At 68.0% G+C, this 15,050-nt stretch carries 12 protein-coding genes; 6 read left to right on the top strand and 6 right to left on the bottom strand.

Features of this window, described 5'->3' with window-relative positions; genetic code table 11:
- Window positions 1-16: 16 nt before the first annotated feature.
- The 4 genes from J2S53_RS15815 to J2S53_RS15830 form a co-directional block, all read right to left on the bottom strand.
- Complete coding sequence (locus J2S53_RS15815) at window positions 17-427, bottom strand: YunG family protein (protein WP_456241626.1); 411 nt, start codon at window positions 425-427, stop codon at window positions 17-19.
- A gap of 164 nt (window positions 428-591) precedes the next feature.
- Window positions 592-1,482: an ornithine cyclodeaminase family protein gene (locus tag J2S53_RS15820; protein ID WP_456241627.1), complete on the bottom strand. Its 891-nt coding sequence runs from the start codon at window positions 1,480-1,482 to the stop codon at window positions 592-594.
- A 477-nt stretch (window positions 1,483-1,959) separates the two neighbouring features.
- Entirely contained in the window at window positions 1,960-2,193 is a 234-nt protein-coding gene (locus tag J2S53_RS15825) for a hypothetical protein (RefSeq protein WP_456241628.1), read from the bottom strand.
- A gap of 698 nt (window positions 2,194-2,891) precedes the next feature.
- Window positions 2,892-4,169, bottom strand: coding sequence for an acetyl-CoA C-acetyltransferase (locus J2S53_RS15830; protein WP_456241629.1), 1,278 nt, complete (start codon window positions 4,167-4,169; stop codon window positions 2,892-2,894).
- Window positions 4,170-4,294: 125 nt separating this feature from the next.
- Between J2S53_RS15830 and J2S53_RS15835 the strand changes: the two genes are divergently transcribed.
- The 5 genes from J2S53_RS15835 to purL all read left to right on the top strand — a co-directional run bounded on the left by J2S53_RS15835 (window position 4,295) and on the right by purL (window position 10,119).
- Complete coding sequence (locus tag J2S53_RS15835; RefSeq protein WP_456241630.1) at window positions 4,295-5,632, top strand: 3-oxoacyl-ACP reductase; 1,338 nt, start codon at window positions 4,295-4,297, stop codon at window positions 5,630-5,632.
- A gap of 207 nt (window positions 5,633-5,839) precedes the next feature.
- Window positions 5,840-6,739, top strand: coding sequence for a MaoC family dehydratase (locus tag J2S53_RS15840; protein WP_456241631.1), 900 nt, complete (start codon window positions 5,840-5,842; stop codon window positions 6,737-6,739).
- A gap of 127 nt (window positions 6,740-6,866) precedes the next feature.
- Window positions 6,867-7,106: a phosphoribosylformylglycinamidine synthase subunit PurS gene (gene purS / locus J2S53_RS15845; protein WP_092929888.1), complete on the top strand. Its 240-nt coding sequence runs from the start codon at window positions 6,867-6,869 to the stop codon at window positions 7,104-7,106.
- Entirely contained in the window at window positions 7,103-7,789 is a 687-nt protein-coding gene (gene purQ, locus J2S53_RS15850) for a phosphoribosylformylglycinamidine synthase subunit PurQ (protein WP_456241632.1), read from the top strand. Before purS ends, purQ begins: the two co-directional genes overlap by 4 nt.
- Entirely contained in the window at window positions 7,786-10,119 is a 2,334-nt protein-coding gene (gene purL, locus J2S53_RS15855) for a phosphoribosylformylglycinamidine synthase subunit PurL (RefSeq protein WP_456241633.1), read from the top strand. The genes purQ and purL overlap by 4 nt, the downstream gene beginning before the upstream one ends.
- Before the next feature lie 180 nt (window positions 10,120-10,299).
- On the opposite strand, the gene J2S53_RS15860 is transcribed toward purL, so the two are convergent.
- On the bottom strand, window positions 10,300-11,118 hold the full coding sequence (locus J2S53_RS15860) for a lysozyme (protein WP_456241634.1): 819 nt from the start codon (window positions 11,116-11,118) through the stop codon (window positions 10,300-10,302).
- A gap of 358 nt (window positions 11,119-11,476) precedes the next feature.
- On the opposite strand from J2S53_RS15860, the gene J2S53_RS15865 reads away from it, so the two are divergent.
- On the top strand, window positions 11,477-13,654 hold the full coding sequence (locus J2S53_RS15865; protein ID WP_456241635.1) for a putative bifunctional diguanylate cyclase/phosphodiesterase: 2,178 nt from the start codon (window positions 11,477-11,479) through the stop codon (window positions 13,652-13,654).
- Window positions 13,655-13,892: 238 nt separating this feature from the next.
- Here J2S53_RS15865 and J2S53_RS15870 read toward each other — a convergent pair whose 3' ends face one another.
- On the bottom strand, window positions 13,893-14,744 hold the full coding sequence (locus tag J2S53_RS15870) for a GGDEF domain-containing protein (RefSeq protein ID WP_456241636.1): 852 nt from the start codon (window positions 14,742-14,744) through the stop codon (window positions 13,893-13,895).
- Window positions 14,745-15,050: the final 306 nt, after the last annotated feature.

Below are 15,050 nucleotides of genomic sequence, written 5' to 3' on the forward strand. Positions count from 1 at the left end.
ACTGTCGTCGCGCGGGCTAGCGCTCAAGGTATGTCAGTACTCGCTTTCGGAGGGTTTCGTACTCCGTGTCGAGGCGGGTCCTGCCGGTCGGGCGAGAGACGGGTTCACCGGGGCCGACGAGCTCGTCGTAGGTGAACTGGCCTCGGGTGAGATCCAGTTCCGGGCCGCCGCCGAGACGGTTCCACCAGTGGAAGTCCACCCATTCACCCCGGCGGCGAACATCGCCCCGCACGAGATCGCCACCGAAGAGATCGTTGAGGACCAGAGCGGTGGTGCCGCATTGGCCGCGGGCCGGATTGCCGGAGTGCCAGGCGGGGATGTCTTCCGGGGCACAGGTGTCAACCCCCCAGGAAGCTCGGATCGCGCGCTCCACGGCGCTCAGGGACCAGAGGATCATGTGGCACAGCCTGCCGAGGACCACCGACACTCCGCGTCCTCAGCCGTTCGAGCCGCCCACACCGACGGCGGACCAGTTGGTCCCCCCGGCAGTTGGTACCCCGCTCCGGAACGCCCGGAAGTCCAGCAGCACGAACTTCCCGCGCCGCTCGGCGAGTCGCGGCGTGGTGCCACCGGCGTCCTAAGGCGAGCATCTCACCCGGTGATCGTGCCGAACAGGCGATCGGCGAACAGCACCTCCGAACCGGCCAGACCGACCGAGCAGTACACCGTGAGCTGATCGGAGTTCTCCCGACCGGGGTGAGTGCCGATCAGGACATCGCCCAGCGACACCAGCCTCGCCGGATCGGCGAGGAAGTCGGGCAGGGCCGCCGCCTGCGGCGGCGAGTCGCAGCTGACGACCGCCGCCCGTTCGAGCAGTTCAGGGGGCATCTCGTGCCTCGTTCGCCCCTTCGGCCCCACGGTCGTTACGTGCGCGCCGGGAGCGATGTCCGCCGAGTCGATCACCGGGCTCTCCGAGCGGGTGGCCAGTACGACGACCTCGGCGTCACGTACCGCCGAAGCCGGGCTCGCGACGGTCTCGACGCGCAGCCCCAGCCGGTCCCGCACCTCGGCCGCGAACGCCTCGCGGTTGCGCTCGTCCCTGCTGTGGATCCGGACCAGTCCCGGGGAGCGGACGGCACTGGCGGCCCAGACCTGGGTCCATGCCTGCTTGCCGGTTCCGATCACGGCGAGCGTGCTCGCTCGTTCGTTGGACATCGCTTCCACGGCGGCGCCACCCAGGGCGCCGGTACGGCGTGCGCCCAGTTCGTCCCCGACAACGATGCCGAACAGACTTCCCGAGGCGTCCCACAGCGCCACCAGCTGATCTCCGGCGGGTGCACCGGCACGGTAGGCGCGGAAACCGCTGACACCGCCCGGCAGGCCACCGGTGGTGTAGTAGTAGTCGAGATCGCCCAGCTCGGCGCTGACCCGGGGAGGTGCGGCGAGCTCACCACGAGCGAACCGGCGGAGGGACTCTCGCGCGGCGTCGACGGCCACTTCGGGATCAACGGTGACGACATCGGAATCGGTGAGTACGCGCATGTGCCGATGTTCGCAGCGCGCCCGGCCCCGATCATCAGTCGCGTGACTACACACGGGCGGTGCCGCGTCCCGGCCGATGGCTCCGACTACGAGTCACCGGCCCCGGAACATCGGGTGCGAGGACCGGTGAACTTTCGTAACGACAGAACCGTATCCGACTGTCGGGAAAATGAGAACGGCGCGCACCGAACGTCGGGGGTCGTCGGTACGCGCCGGGAAACGATCCGCATCGAAACCGATTCACGCGATATCGGAATCGATTTCATTCGCGGTTTCCGCGATATCGCCGGTCGTGCTCCGGGGGACAGAGCACGACCGTTCGGTGTTTCCGGTTCTTCGCCGGCGACACCGCATCACCGCGTTCACTTCGCACACGTACCCGGACGCGGCCACCGGGAACGAAGCACGAGGCCGGAACGGCCTCGACAGACCGGAACGACCTCGACGGATCAGCCCCGGGTGATCGGACTCGGCTGATCAGGCCGCCTCGGACATCCGCCTGTCCAGAGATCCGTGATCCGCCGGGATGACGTGATTCACCGGAGTCAGCTGGGTGAGGTCACCGGAAGTCGACATGTCGTACTCATCGCTCTCCTCGGAATTCGGAGGGGAGCGATTGATGCGTTGCGGAGTACGGTGGTCGCTTACGTAGAACACGCTTGCCGCCAAGATCGGAAGCAGTGCACCGATCATCACGATGGCAATGTTCATGGTGCCTCTCCTTAAGGCTGTCCGAAACCCTGAGTGATTTTTCGATCACTCAGGGTGATCAGTATGGGGCTATGGCATCACCCTGCCGTACAGGTCTTCCTGTCATACAGGGATGCCGTTATCGGACTCGTCGCTCTCGCGACGAAGAGACACCTCGTCCGGCGCGTGGGAATCCACCCGTTGGGCGAGGACGTATGGAAGGTGCCTACCTACCGTTCACCGACAAGCAGAACACCGGGGGGTGAGCTCCGCGATGCTGCCAGGTCGGGGGTCCGACAGCATCGCGGAGTCACCCCGTTCATCGTGCCTGTACATCAAAGCGTTACACCCTCAATATGGTGTGTCTCGGATCACATTTTGCGATCGGATCACGATATCGATCGATCGGGAACACGAACCGGGCTCAGTACGATACGGACAGTCATACCCGGAGGGGAAAGTGTTGTTCGGACGGAATCAGAGAACACCTGATCACCGTGCTGGTCCCCGGCTGGCGAACGGAAACCGGACCGGTGCGAATTCCCGAGCGGGGCAACCAATGTAGCGTGGCTCACGGCACGGGGCACGGCGAAGCACACCGCCCCGCTCACCTCGCGAAACGCCGATCATAGTCCATTTCGGACCAATGCCGCGCGGGGAGCGGAACCGCCCGGGTCCGGTACGACCGGACGAGCACCGGAACCCGAGCGGAGGCCCGCTCACCGTTCGACGACGGCGGTGAGCCCCTGACCACCGGCCGCGCAGATGGACACGAGTCCACGGCCGGAACCGCGCTCCGCCAGCAGCTTGGCCAGGGTCGCCACGATCCGCCCACCGGTCGCCGCGAAGGGGTGCCCGGCGGCGAGCGAGGAACCGTTCACGTTCAGTCGGTCGGTGTCGATCTCGCCCAGTGGTTCGCCCCGGCCCAGTCGCTCGGCGCAGAACTCGGGATCCTGCCAGGCCCGGAGCGTGCACAGCACCTGCGAGGCGAATGCCTCGTGGACCTCGTAGAAGTCGAAATCCCCGAGCGAGCCGCCCACCTGCTCCAGCAGCCTCGGCACGGCGTAGGCGGGAGCCATCAACAGCCCCTCGTCACCGCTGACGTAGTCCACCGCCTCGGAGACGAAGTCACCGATGTAGGCCAGCACCGGCAGCTGGTGTCGCCGCGCCCACTCCTCGCTGGCGAGCAGCACCGTGGCCGCGCCGTCGGAGAGCGGGGTGGAATTGCCCGCCGTCATCGTGGCCCCCTCGCCCCGGCCGAACACGGGCTTGAGCTTGGCGAGCTTCTCCGTCGAGGAGTCCGGCCGCAGGTTCTGGTCACGCGTGAGTCCCTGGAACGGGGTGACCAGATCGTCGAAGAATCCCCGCTCGTAGGCGGCCCCGAGCCGCTGGTGACTGCGGGCGGCCAGCTCGTCCTGCTCCGCCCGCTCGATGCCCCACGCCTCCGCCGTCCTGGCGGCGTGCTCACCCATCGAGAGCCCGGTGCGGGGTTCCTCGTTGCGGGGAATACCGGGTACGACGTGCTTCGGCCGCAGGCCGGTCAGCGCCCCCAGCTTGGCAGCGGTGCCCTTGGCGTGGTTGGCGCGCAGCAGCACCCTGCGCAGCTCGTCGTTGAGCTCGATCGGTGCGTCGCTGGCCGAGTCCACTCCGCCGGCTATGCCGGATTCGAGTTGCCCCAGAGCGATCTTGTTCGCCACGGACACGACCGACTCCAGGCCGGTGGCGCAGGCCATCTGCACGTCGTGCGCGGGAGTCCGCGAATCGAGACCGGAGCCGAGCACGACCTCGCGCGCCAGGTTGAAGTCACGGCTGTGCTTGAGTACCGCACCGGCGACGAACTCACCGACGCGCTGCCCGGACAGTCCGTAACGAGCCACCAAACCGTCGAGGGCGGCGGTGAGCATGTCCTGATTGGACGCACGCGCGTAGGGACCACCCGAACGTGCGAACGGGATTCGGTTGCCTCCGACGATGGCGACCCGGCGAGTTGTGGACATGGCCGATTCCTCCGCACAGCTGGTCGACGAACACCCGGAACGGCGCCGGGCATGACTGGAAACTTAACCTACCGACGGGTAGCTTATGCGTCGAGTGCCGGTCACGCATGGAGGAGTTGCTCGTAATGGCGGATCCGTACAGCAAGCTGGTCACATCCCGGTACGGGCGGCGGTTGGCCAACCGTCTCGGGCTGCCCACCCCCACCCCGCTGCACAGGTACCGACCGGGTGACACGCTAGTCTCCGGCCCCGTACTGCTCGGGGAGACCGAAGGGGGCAGGCTCGGCGAAGCCGTGTCCGGAACCCTGCGGAAGGCGAACGCCGAGACGCACCGGAGTCGGGACGACGACGCCGAGTACGCGGCGCTGGTCTTCGACGCCACCGGAATAACGAGCAGCACGGAACTCGGGGAACTGCACGAGTTCTTCGGCGACACGATCCGGCGAGTGGGCAAGTGCGGCAGGCTGCTCGTGCTGGGTACCCCGCCGGAGGAGATCGACGACCCCGCGGAGCGAACCGCGCAGCGCGCGCTGGAAGGATTCGTGCGCACCGCGGGCAAGGAACTCAAACGCGGGGCCACCGCCCAGCTGGTCCACGTCTCCCGGGGCGGCGAGCGGGCGATCGACTCCACGCTGCGCTTCCTGCTCTCGTCGAAGTCGGCGTTCGTGTCCGGCCAGGTGATCCGCGTCGGAGCGGCCGAGGCACCCACCGTCGACGAAGCGCGACCGCTGCGCGACAAGGTCGCGCTGGTCACCGGCGCGTCACGAGGCATCGGCGCCGCCATCGCCGAGACCCTGGCCAGGGACGGAGCCCACGTGGTGTGCCTGGACGTCCCCGCACAGGGTGAGGACCTGGCCGAGGTGGCCAACCGGATCGGCGGTTCGACGCTCCAACTCGACATCACCGCCGAGGACGCACCCCGGCAGCTGATCGAACACGTCGAACAACGGCACGACGGGCTCGACATCGTGGTGCACAACGCGGGCATCACGCGGGACAAGACCATCGGCCGGATGAGCCGGGACCAGTGGGAAGCGGTGCTGCGGGTCAACCTCGCCGCCCAGGAACGGATCAACACCGCGCTGCTGGCCGACTCCTCCCCGCTCCGCAACGGCGGCAGGCTGGTCGGGATCGCCTCCATCAGCGGTATCGCGGGCAACGTGGGGCAGGCGAACTACGCGACCTCCAAGGCTGGGGTGATCGGCCACGTGCAGGGCCTCGCACCGCGCGCCGCGGAACGCGGCGTGACGATCAACGCCGTGGCCCCCGGATTCATCGAGACCGCGATGACGGCGGCCGTACCGCTGTTCGTGCGCGAGGCGGGCCGCAGGATGAACAGCCTCTCGCAGGGCGGGCTGCCGGTCGACGTCGCCGAGACCATCGCCTACTACGCGGATCCGGGGTCGGCCGGAGTGAACGGCAACGTGATCCGCGTGTGCGGACAGAGCCTGTTGGGGGCCTAGTTCGTCTGCGGAACGGGCTGCGTGGGTGGTTCGGTGGCGGTGCCGATCGCGTGAGTGGTGGGAGTTCGGCTCGGGATGACTGAAGGAAACGAATCCGGGACCTGGGCAAGTCCTGTGTAAGGGCCCCGAGCAGCAGCATCCGTAGCAGGACGGACGAGCCCGATTACGACAAGTCCCGGCGGATTACCGCAGGAAGGTGAGACTAGGATGCCGACCGAGGAACTGAGCGAGTCACCGAACCTGGGCGCGCTCTACCTGAAGGCAGCGGGAACCGCACCGCTGCGGCGGGCCGGGCGGGACGCCGAGCTCCCGGACATCGAGTACGTCCGCTCCGGGATCACGATCGACCGCGAGCACCTGGCGGACTACAACCGGCTGTGCGGGTTCGGCACCCGCGACGAGCTGCCGATCACCTATCCGCACATCATCTCGTTCCCGCTGGCCGTGCGGCTGATGACCGATCGCGACTTCCCGTACCCGCTGGTCGGCCTGGTGCACGTGGCGAACCGCATCACGCGGTACGAGCCGGTGTCTGTGACCGACTCGATGACCCAGCGGGTGCGGCTGGCGAATCCGCGCCGCCACCCGAAGGGGCAGCAGTTCGACGTGATCACCGAGACCAGCGTCGACGATCGGCTCGTCTGGAGCGAGACGAGCACGTACCTGCGACGGGGTGCCTCGGACGACTCCGTCCCCAGGCCGGAGGGAGTTCCGGAGGTGACCGCCGAGACTCCCACCGCGGTCTGGCGGCTGCCCGCGAACCTCGGCAGGCGCTATGCGGCCGTATCCGGTGACCGCAATCCGATCCACCTGCACCCGCTCACGGCCAAGACGTTCGGCTTCCCCCGGACGATCGCGCACGGCATGTGGTCCAAGGCCCGCTGCCTCGCCGCCTTCGAGGGCAGACTGCCCGACGCCTGCACGGTCGAGGTGGAGTTCGCCAAGCCGGTGCTGCTTCCCTCCAAGGTGGACTTCACCGAACAACCCGATACCGAACAACCCCGCACCGAACGACCCGGCGAGTCGGACGCGGCGAAGCTCTTCGCGCTGCGCTCCGCCTCGGGCAAACCACACCTGAAGGGGCACCTGCACGGCCTGTCCGAGTGACCCAGCTCCCACGTGGTCCCCGGCCGCCCGTGAGGGAACTCGCAGGTCAGTTACGCTTTGCTCGTAACGCCGACCATCCGCGCCCGCGGTAGCGGGACGGATCCGCACAGTTTCCGGAGCGACGCCCGTGGCCCGAGTCGTTGTCGACGTAATGCCGAAGCAGGAGATCCTCGATCCGCAGGGACAGGCGGTTGCCAACGCGCTGCCCCGGCAAGGATTCGAGGGAATCTCGGAAGTCCGTCAGGGGAAGCGGTTCGAGCTGGAGGTCGACGACGGCGTCGACGACGACACGCTCGCCCGAATCGCGGAGAACTTCCTGGCCAACCCCGTGATCGAGGACTGGGCCGTGCGCCGGGTGGAATCGTGAGCGCCGCCGGGGCCAGGATCGGGGTCATCACCTTCCCGGGCTCGCTGGACGACGGCGACGCCCGCCGCGCGGTGCGCCGGGCGGGTGCCTCGGACGTGGCGCTGTGGCACGGTGACGCCGACCTGCACGGAGTGGACGCCGTGATCGTCCCCGGCGGGTTCAGTTACGGCGACTACCTGCGTTGCGGCGCCATCGCCAAGTTCGCGCCGGTCATGACCGAGGTGGTGCGCGCGGCCGGGCAGGGCATGCCGGTGCTCGGGGTGTGCAACGGGTTCCAGGTGTTGTGCGAGGCCGGGCTGTTGCCCGGCGTGCTGACCCGCAACTCGGGGCTGCACTACGTCTGCCGCGACCAGTGGCTGCGCGTGGACAACAACACCAGCAGCTGGACCACCCGCTACGAACCCGGCGCCGAGCTGCTGATCCCGATCAAGCACGGCGAGGGCCGCTACGTGGCCGAGGAACCGGTGCTGGACCGCCTGGAGGGCGACGGCCGGGTGCTGTTCCGCTACGTGGACGGCAACCCGAACGGCTCGCGACGCGACATCGCCGGAATCACCGACGAACGCGGCAGGGTCGCCGGGCTGATGCCCCACCCCGAGCACGCCGTCGATCCACTCACGGGGCCCACCGACGACGGCCTCGGCATGTTCCTGTCCGCCCTCGACACCCTGGTGGCAGCATGACCGACCCCACCCGCGAAGCCGCGACGCAGGACCCGGCCACGCCGAACGGCGCCGAACCGGTGGACAGCGTCGAGCAGGCCGCACGGACCCCCGAACTCGACCAGCCGTACCGCGAGCTCGGCCTCGCCGACGACGAGTACGAGCGCATCCGCGAGATCCTCGGGAGACGCCCCACCGAGGCCGAGCTGGCGATGTACTCGGTGATGTGGAGCGAGCACTGCTCCTACAAGTCCTCCAAGACGCACCTGAAGTACTTCGGTGAGACCACCACCGAGGAGATGCGCGCCAAGATGCTGGCGGGCATCGGTGAGAACGCGGGAGTCGTCGACATCGGCGACGGCTGGGCGGTCACCTTCAAGGTGGAGAGCCACAACCACCCCTCGTACGTGGAGCCCTACCAGGGCGCGGCCACCGGTGTCGGAGGCATCGTGCGCGACATCATGGCGATGGGCGCGCGTCCCGTGGCGGTGGCCGACCCGCTGCGGTTCGGTCCGGCCGACGCCGACGACACCCGCCGCGTACTGCCCGGCGTAGTGGAGGGAGTCGGTGGCTACGGCAACTGCCTCGGGCTGCCCAACATCGGCGGCGAGGTGGTCTTCGACGAGTCCTACGCACGGAATCCGCTGGTCAACGCGATGTGCGTCGGCGTGCTCAAGTCCGACGAGCTGCAGCTGGCACACGCCACCGGGGCGGGCAACAAGGTGATCCTGTTCGGTGCCCGCACCGGTCTGGACGGTATCGGCGGTGTCTCGGTGCTGGCCTCGGAGACCTTCAGCGGCGACGAGACCGGCAGTGGTCGCAAGAAGCTGCCCAGTGTGCAGGTGGGCGATCCCTTCACCGAGAAGGTGCTCATCGAGTGCTGTCTGGAGCTCTACGGCTCGGACCTGGTCGTGGGGGTCCAGGACCTCGGTGGCGCCGGGCTCTCCTGCGCCACCTCCGAGCTGGCGGCGGCCGGTGACGGCGGCATGCGGATCGATCTGGACACGGTGCCGCTGCGGGCCGAGGGGATGAACCCGGCCGAGATCCTGTCCAGCGAGTCGCAGGAGCGGATGTGCGCGATCGTCCGCCCCGAGGACGTGGACTCCTTCATGGCGGTCTGCCGCAAGTGGGACGTGACGGCGACGGTCATCGGTGAGGTGACCGACGAGGAACACCTGCGGATCGACTGGCGGGGCGAGTGCGTGGTCGACGTCCCGCCCCGGACCGTGGCCGACGAGGGGCCGGTCTATCAGCGCCCGGTACGGCGCCCCGCGGAACAGGACCTGATCGCCGCGGACGACGCGAACACCCTGTCGCGCCCGGCCACGGCTGCCGAGCTGCGCGAGACCGTGCTGCGGATGGCGGCCTCGCCCAACCTGTGCTCCCGGGAGTGGGTGACCGGCCAGTACGACCACTACGTGCGAGGCAACACCGTGCTGGCGCAGCCCTCCGACGGGGGCGTGCTGCGGGTGGACGAGGAGACGGGCCGCGGCATCGCCGTGGCCACCGACTGCAACGCCCGCTACACCAGGCTCGATCCCTACGAGGGTGCGCGGCTGGCGCTGGCCGAGGCCTACCGCAACGTCGCGGTCACGGGCTCCAAGCCGGTGGCGGTCACCAACTGCCTCAACTTCGGCTCGGCCGAGGATCCCGGCGTGATGTGGCAGTTCCAGCAGTCGGTGCGGGGGCTGGCCGATGCGGCCGCCGAACTCGGCATCCCGGTCACCGGCGGCAACGTGAGCTTCTACAACCAGACCGGTGGTGACCCGATCCTGCCGACACCGGTCGCCGGGGTGCTCGGGGTCATCGACGACGTGACCGCCCGGATCCCCACCGGTATCGGAGCGGCGCCGGGTGAGTCGCTGCTGCTGTTGGGAGACACCCGCGAGGAGTTCGGCGGTTCGGAGTGGAGCCGGGTGGTGCACGGCCACCTCGGCGGTACCCCGCCGCGAGTGGATCTGGCACGGGAACGGCTGCTCGCCGACGTGCTGGGGATCGGATCGCGGGACGGGCTGATCTCGGCCGCGCACGATCTCTCCGAGGGCGGACTGGCCCAGGCGCTGGTGGAGATGTCGTTGATCGGTGAGACCGGGGCGCGGATCGTGCTGCCGGAGGAGGCGGACCCGTTCGTGTGGCTGTTCGCCGAGTCGGCGGGTCGGGTCGCGGTGTCGGTGCCGCGCGGTGCGGAACTGAAGTTCACCGAGCTCTGCTCGGCGCGTGGTCTGCCCTGCTCGAAGATCGGCGTGGTGGACGACGAGTCGCGGGCGCTGGAGATCCAGGGCGTCGGCGACATCCCGCTGTCGGAGCTGCGGGAGGTGTGGGAAGGCACGCTTCCCCGACTGTTCGGCTGATCGTCTCCGGGTGAGTGCCGTCGACACCGACGCCTGTCGGCGGCACTCGCGCCGGAATCCGCAGCGGTGGTTGTTCGCGTACTCGGGTTTCGGTACGTGAGTCGGCGTCGCACGGTGTCGCGCCCGGTTCTCGTGGTTTCCCTCGAGCGACGAGCGGTCCCGCCCCGCGACGCGTCCGACTCACCCGCGAGCCATCCGCTTGAGCTGGTCGTAGGAACCGTTGAACAGGTTCTTGTCCAACGGGGACGAGGTGTACTGCCAGAAGGTGTGGAACCCCCAGCCGTGCGGTAGCGGACCGATGTAGTCGTTGTAGCGCGCGACCCACAGTGGATTGGTGTCGCTGAAGTCAGCGGCCACGCACTTGTTCCACCAGCTGGTGCTGGTGTAGATGGCGGGATTCCTGCCGGTCAGTTTCCGATAGGTGTCGCTGAAGTCCCGGATCCAGTCGGTCATGGCCGCCTTGCTCTTGCCGTAGCAGGTGGGGCCGTACGGGTTGTACTCGATGTCCAACGCGCCGGGCAGGGTTTTGCCGTCGGCGGACCAGCCACCTCCGTTGGCGACGAAGTAGCGCGCCTGGGCTGCTCCACCGGAACGGTCGGGCAGTGCGAAGTGGTAGGCGCCCCGGATCATTCCGACCTTGTACGAGCCGGTGTACTGGTGATTGAAGTCCGGACTGGTGTAGCCGGTCCCCTCGGTGGCCTTGACGTAGGCGAACCGCATTCCCTTGTTCCACCAGTGTCGCCAGTTGACCCAGTTCTGGTGGCCGCTCACGTCCATCCCCTTGACCGAGGGATTGCGTGCCGCGGCGGGATCGGCGGACGGATCACCGCCCTCGTTTTCACGGATCTGCGAGCCCATCTCGTGGCCCGCCCGCTGCTGTGCCGACGACGAGTCGCTCACGGCCTGCGCGGAGGTGCCCAGCAGCAGTACCGCGCCGAACAACGCTGATAAGGCAACGGTCAGCGCTCGGGCGCGACCACATCCCCTCGAACGGTGCATGATTGTCCCCTCGTGCTCGTCCCGCGGCCCGGGGGCGTGGCGTCGGTCCCCACGGGTAACCGCCGTTGTGGCATTCCGGTCGTGCGTGAAAGACTGCGATCGTTCCACCGCACCACTAGATATCGTGTTACCTTTTCACCACAACGAGGCAAATCGGACAACGCGCGTTTCGCAAAACTCGACCCGTTCGGGTGACATGATCAGCCGATTCGATCTTTGTCAGCACTTCCCGCCAATTCACAGCGGCTAGCTACCCTGGGCGGCAACAGGTTCCGCGTTCGACCGACGGGTGGCATCGGCCGTATGCTCCCCACGTACTTTGCGCGGGCGACTACGAGAAGCGGAGGGCGCCGCGGGCATGACCGGCTGGACAGCGCCTGTTTCAAGCGCTCACGAGGTGACGGGTGTGGACGGACAGCGCAAACGGGACTTCGCCGCTGCCTGGAGCCGGGCGCTCGTGGGGACCAGTTACGTGCCGATGACCGGCGCGGAAGTGGAAGAGCTGCTGGAGGGCTACACCGACCAGCTGGCCGAAGCGTTGCTGAGCGAGCCGCAGAACACCGACGCCGCTCGCGAGATCGGTTCCGAGCTGGTGTCCGTGCACTTCACCGGCGCCGAATCCCTCGCGAGGACGATCGAGAACGTCGGGGAGCACATGCTCCCCGCGTTCGGCATCGCGGAGAGCCCCGAGATGCGAACGCGCGTTTCGGCGATACAGTCCGCGATCTCGGCGGGATTCATGCAGGCGGCCCGCAAGCGGACCCTGGACGAGCAGGAAGCCATCCGCCAGGCCGTGCTGGACGCACGTGACTCCGTCGAGCAGGCGCTGCGCACCAGCGAGGCCAGGTTCCGGGCGATCTTCGCCGAAGCCGCCATCGGTATCGGGATCGCCGACACCGAGGGGCGGATCATGGAGGCCAACGCCTCGTTGCGGCGGATCCTGGGACGCACCTCCGAGGAACTGCGCGGTCTGATGGTCTACGACCTGGTCGACCCCGAGGACAACGACACCGTCTGGCGGGTCTACGAGGAGCTCGTCCGCGGCGAACGCGAGCAGTACCGGGTCGAGAAGCACTTCACCCGCCCGGACGGAAGCAAGTCGTGGACCGAGCTGATCGTGTCGCTGGTGCGCGGTGAGGACGGCCTGCCGCTCTACCAGGTCGCGATGATGGAGGACGTCACCGACCGCAAGATGCTGCAGGACCGGCTGCGGCACCAGGCCCTGCACGACCCGCTGACCGGCCTGCCCAACCGTGCTCTGTTCCTGGACCGGCTCACCGAGGCCCTGCGCGAGGACTCCGAGAACACGAAGCGAACCGACCGGGTGGCGCTGTGCTACATGGACCTGGACGGCTTCAAGGTCATCAACGACAGTCTCGGACATCACGTGGGTGACGACCTGCTGGTGACCGTGGCACAGCGCCTCGACGAGGCCGTGCGGGGGGAGGACCGGCTCGTCGCGCGGATGGGCGGGGACGAGTTCGTGATCCTCATCCAGGGATCGCAGGGCACGCAGCAGGCCATCGAAGTGGCCAACCACGTGCTGGAAACCCTGGTTTCCCCGATGCGGGTCGGCAACCAGGAGCTCGCGGTCTCGGCCAGCATCGGGATTCTGGAGCGCTCCACGGCGGGACAGACACCCGCCGAACTGATGCGCGACGCGGACGTCACGCTGTACTGGGCCAAGGCCGAGGGCAAGAACCAGTGGGCGCTGTTCGACACCGAACGCAACGCGAGCGAGGTCGCGCAGTTCCGGCTCTCGGCCGCCATGCCCGCGGCGCTGGAACGCGAGGAGTTCTACGTCGACTACCAGCCGCTGGTGGAGCTCGGCGAGTACACCGTCTCCGGCGTGGAGGCGCTGGTGCGGTGGTGGCACCCGGAGCTGGGCAGGCTCGGCCCCGACCGGTTCATCGGCCTCGCCGAGGAGACCGGCATGATCGTCCCGCTGGGACGCTGGGTGCTCCGCAAGGCGTGCGAGCAGGCAAGGGCCTGGCAGGACGAGTTCGGGCGGGACGCGCCGTTCATGAGCGTGAACCTGGCCGTGCGACAGTCCCGGGACCCCAACCTCGTCTCCGACGTCACCGAGATCCTCGACCGGACCGGTCTGGACCCGGCCAAACTGCAACTGGAGCTGACCGAGAGCGCGATCATGGGCACCGCCGACGAACCGCTCGAGGCCCTGCGCACACTGTCCCGGATGGGAGTGCGCATCGCGATCGACGACTTCGGCACCGGCTACTCCAACCTGGCCTATCTACGGCACCTGCCCGTGCACGAACTCAAGATCGCCGGTTCGTTCATGGAGGGGCTGGCCGACAGCGAGTGCATCGATCCGGTGGACGCCCGAATCGTGAGCACCCTGGTCGACCTGGCACACACCCTGGGGCTGACCGTGACCGCCGAGGGCGTCGAAACCCGCGCCCAGGCCAAGCGGATGAACGAGATCGGCTGTGAAACCGGGCAGGGCTGGCTCTTCGCGAAACCGGGTTCCCCGGACGCGGTACGGGAACTGCTGACCGCCGAACAGCACCGGTGACACCGGAGCGTCCGAGTGACACCGGAGCGTCCCGAGGACGCCACCGGTGCGGCCGGCTTCCCCGTGTCGATCGAGCTTCCCCGACGTTGTCGGGATGAGCTCCCGGAACCGAACTCCCGGACCACGTCGCCGACCCTGCCGTGGGGGCCGGACGTGGTCGCGGCCGGGAGCCGGCCACGGCGGATACGCCGTGCCGACTCGCGACGGCCGCGGACCGAAGTCGGTCCAGCGGGAGGCGTCAGTCCTTCAACTGCCGCTCCGCACGGCTGATCACCGAATGCACCGAGGCGTTGCCGTCACTCGTGACCCAGGAGACCTGAACGCTCGGTCGGACCTGTCTGCGCTGCAGCCGCATGGGCCGGACCACCGCGCTGCGGGCCCCCTCCGCGATCTCGTCACCGGTCCCGCTGGGATGCTCCACGACCAACGCGAACTCGTCACCACCGAAGCGGGCCACGGTGTGCTCGTCGGCGACGCTCTGCCGCAGCCTCCCCGCGATCATGGTCAACAGCTCGTCCCCCTGGGCGAAGCCGTGGTCGACGTTGAACTGTTCGAGCCTGCGGACATCCACGAGCACCAACGTGGTCAGGGTGGTCCGACAACGGGCCCGCGCCAGTGCCTGGTCGAGCCTGTCCAGCAGCAGCACCCGCCCCGGCAGGCCCGTCAACGGATCCGTCATTCCACGGGAGTGCGACACGTCGGAATCCACCGGTTGGAGGAACATCAACACCCGCTGTTGCGAACAGGTGCGGGTGGGCTGGTAGTCCATCCAGAGGTGTCCGCTCGGCTTGCCCTCCCGGGTGATCACGACGGGCGTGGACATCCGGGTGCCGGTACGCAGCACCTGGCTGGTCAGATCGGTCCAGTCGGGCAGTCGCGCTCCGGTACTGTCCCGCATCGCCCAGTCCGCCGGGCGCGAACCGGTGAGCAGATCCGTGCGATCCAGCCGCAGCAGATCCGCGGCGGCGTCGTTCGTGGCCAACACCTGACCCCGCTCGTCGGTGAGCATGAATCCGGCGGTCAGACTCATGATGAGTTCATCCCACACCCCGGTGAACTGGGATACGCCAGTGGCATAGACAACACTCATTCGGAGCTACCCTCCCCACCAGATGGAGCAGTGAATTTGAGCCTCCCCTCGTAGCGGGATCGAATTCAAGGGTTCCGACACCACACGTCATGGTGTTTTTTCGCTGAGTCACTAACACAACGTGAGCACTGTCGAACCCCGGATACCCGAGGTGATGTTTTCGCGACGGTTCGGCGACATCGAGATGAACCGTGGCGGTCCTCCGGCGTCGTGCCCCGACCTCCTACTCTGGTTGACATCTCGACTGCTGTCCGGGAACACGTTCCCTCCCGAACGATCGGCCCGCCGATGGAGTCGTCCGGCTCA

This window comes from Actinopolyspora lacussalsi (assembly GCA_030803735.1).
Taxonomy (GTDB): domain Bacteria; phylum Actinomycetota; class Actinomycetes; order Mycobacteriales; family Pseudonocardiaceae; genus Actinopolyspora; species Actinopolyspora lacussalsi.

Coding starts and splice junctions, on each gene's coding strand:
- J2S53_RS15865 (WP_456241635.1), top strand. CDS start 11,477: ATGACCGGCTGGACAGCGCCTGTTTCAAGCGCTCACGAGGTGACGGGT.
- J2S53_RS15860 (WP_456241634.1), bottom strand. CDS start 11,118: ATGCACCGTTCGAGGGGATGTGGTCGCGCCCGAGCGCTGACCGTTGCC.
- J2S53_RS15835 (WP_456241630.1), top strand. CDS start 4,295: ATGGCGGATCCGTACAGCAAGCTGGTCACATCCCGGTACGGGCGGCGG.
- J2S53_RS15825 (WP_456241628.1), bottom strand. CDS start 2,193: ATGAACATTGCCATCGTGATGATCGGTGCACTGCTTCCGATCTTGGCG.
- J2S53_RS15840 (WP_456241631.1), top strand. CDS start 5,840: ATGCCGACCGAGGAACTGAGCGAGTCACCGAACCTGGGCGCGCTCTAC.
- J2S53_RS15870 (WP_456241636.1), bottom strand. CDS start 14,744: ATGAGTGTTGTCTATGCCACTGGCGTATCCCAGTTCACCGGGGTGTGG.
- J2S53_RS15830 (WP_456241629.1), bottom strand. CDS start 4,169: ATGTCCACAACTCGCCGGGTCGCCATCGTCGGAGGCAACCGAATCCCG.
- purL (WP_456241633.1), top strand. CDS start 7,786: ATGACCGACCCCACCCGCGAAGCCGCGACGCAGGACCCGGCCACGCCG.
- J2S53_RS15820 (WP_456241627.1), bottom strand. CDS start 1,482: ATGCGCGTACTCACCGATTCCGATGTCGTCACCGTTGATCCCGAAGTG.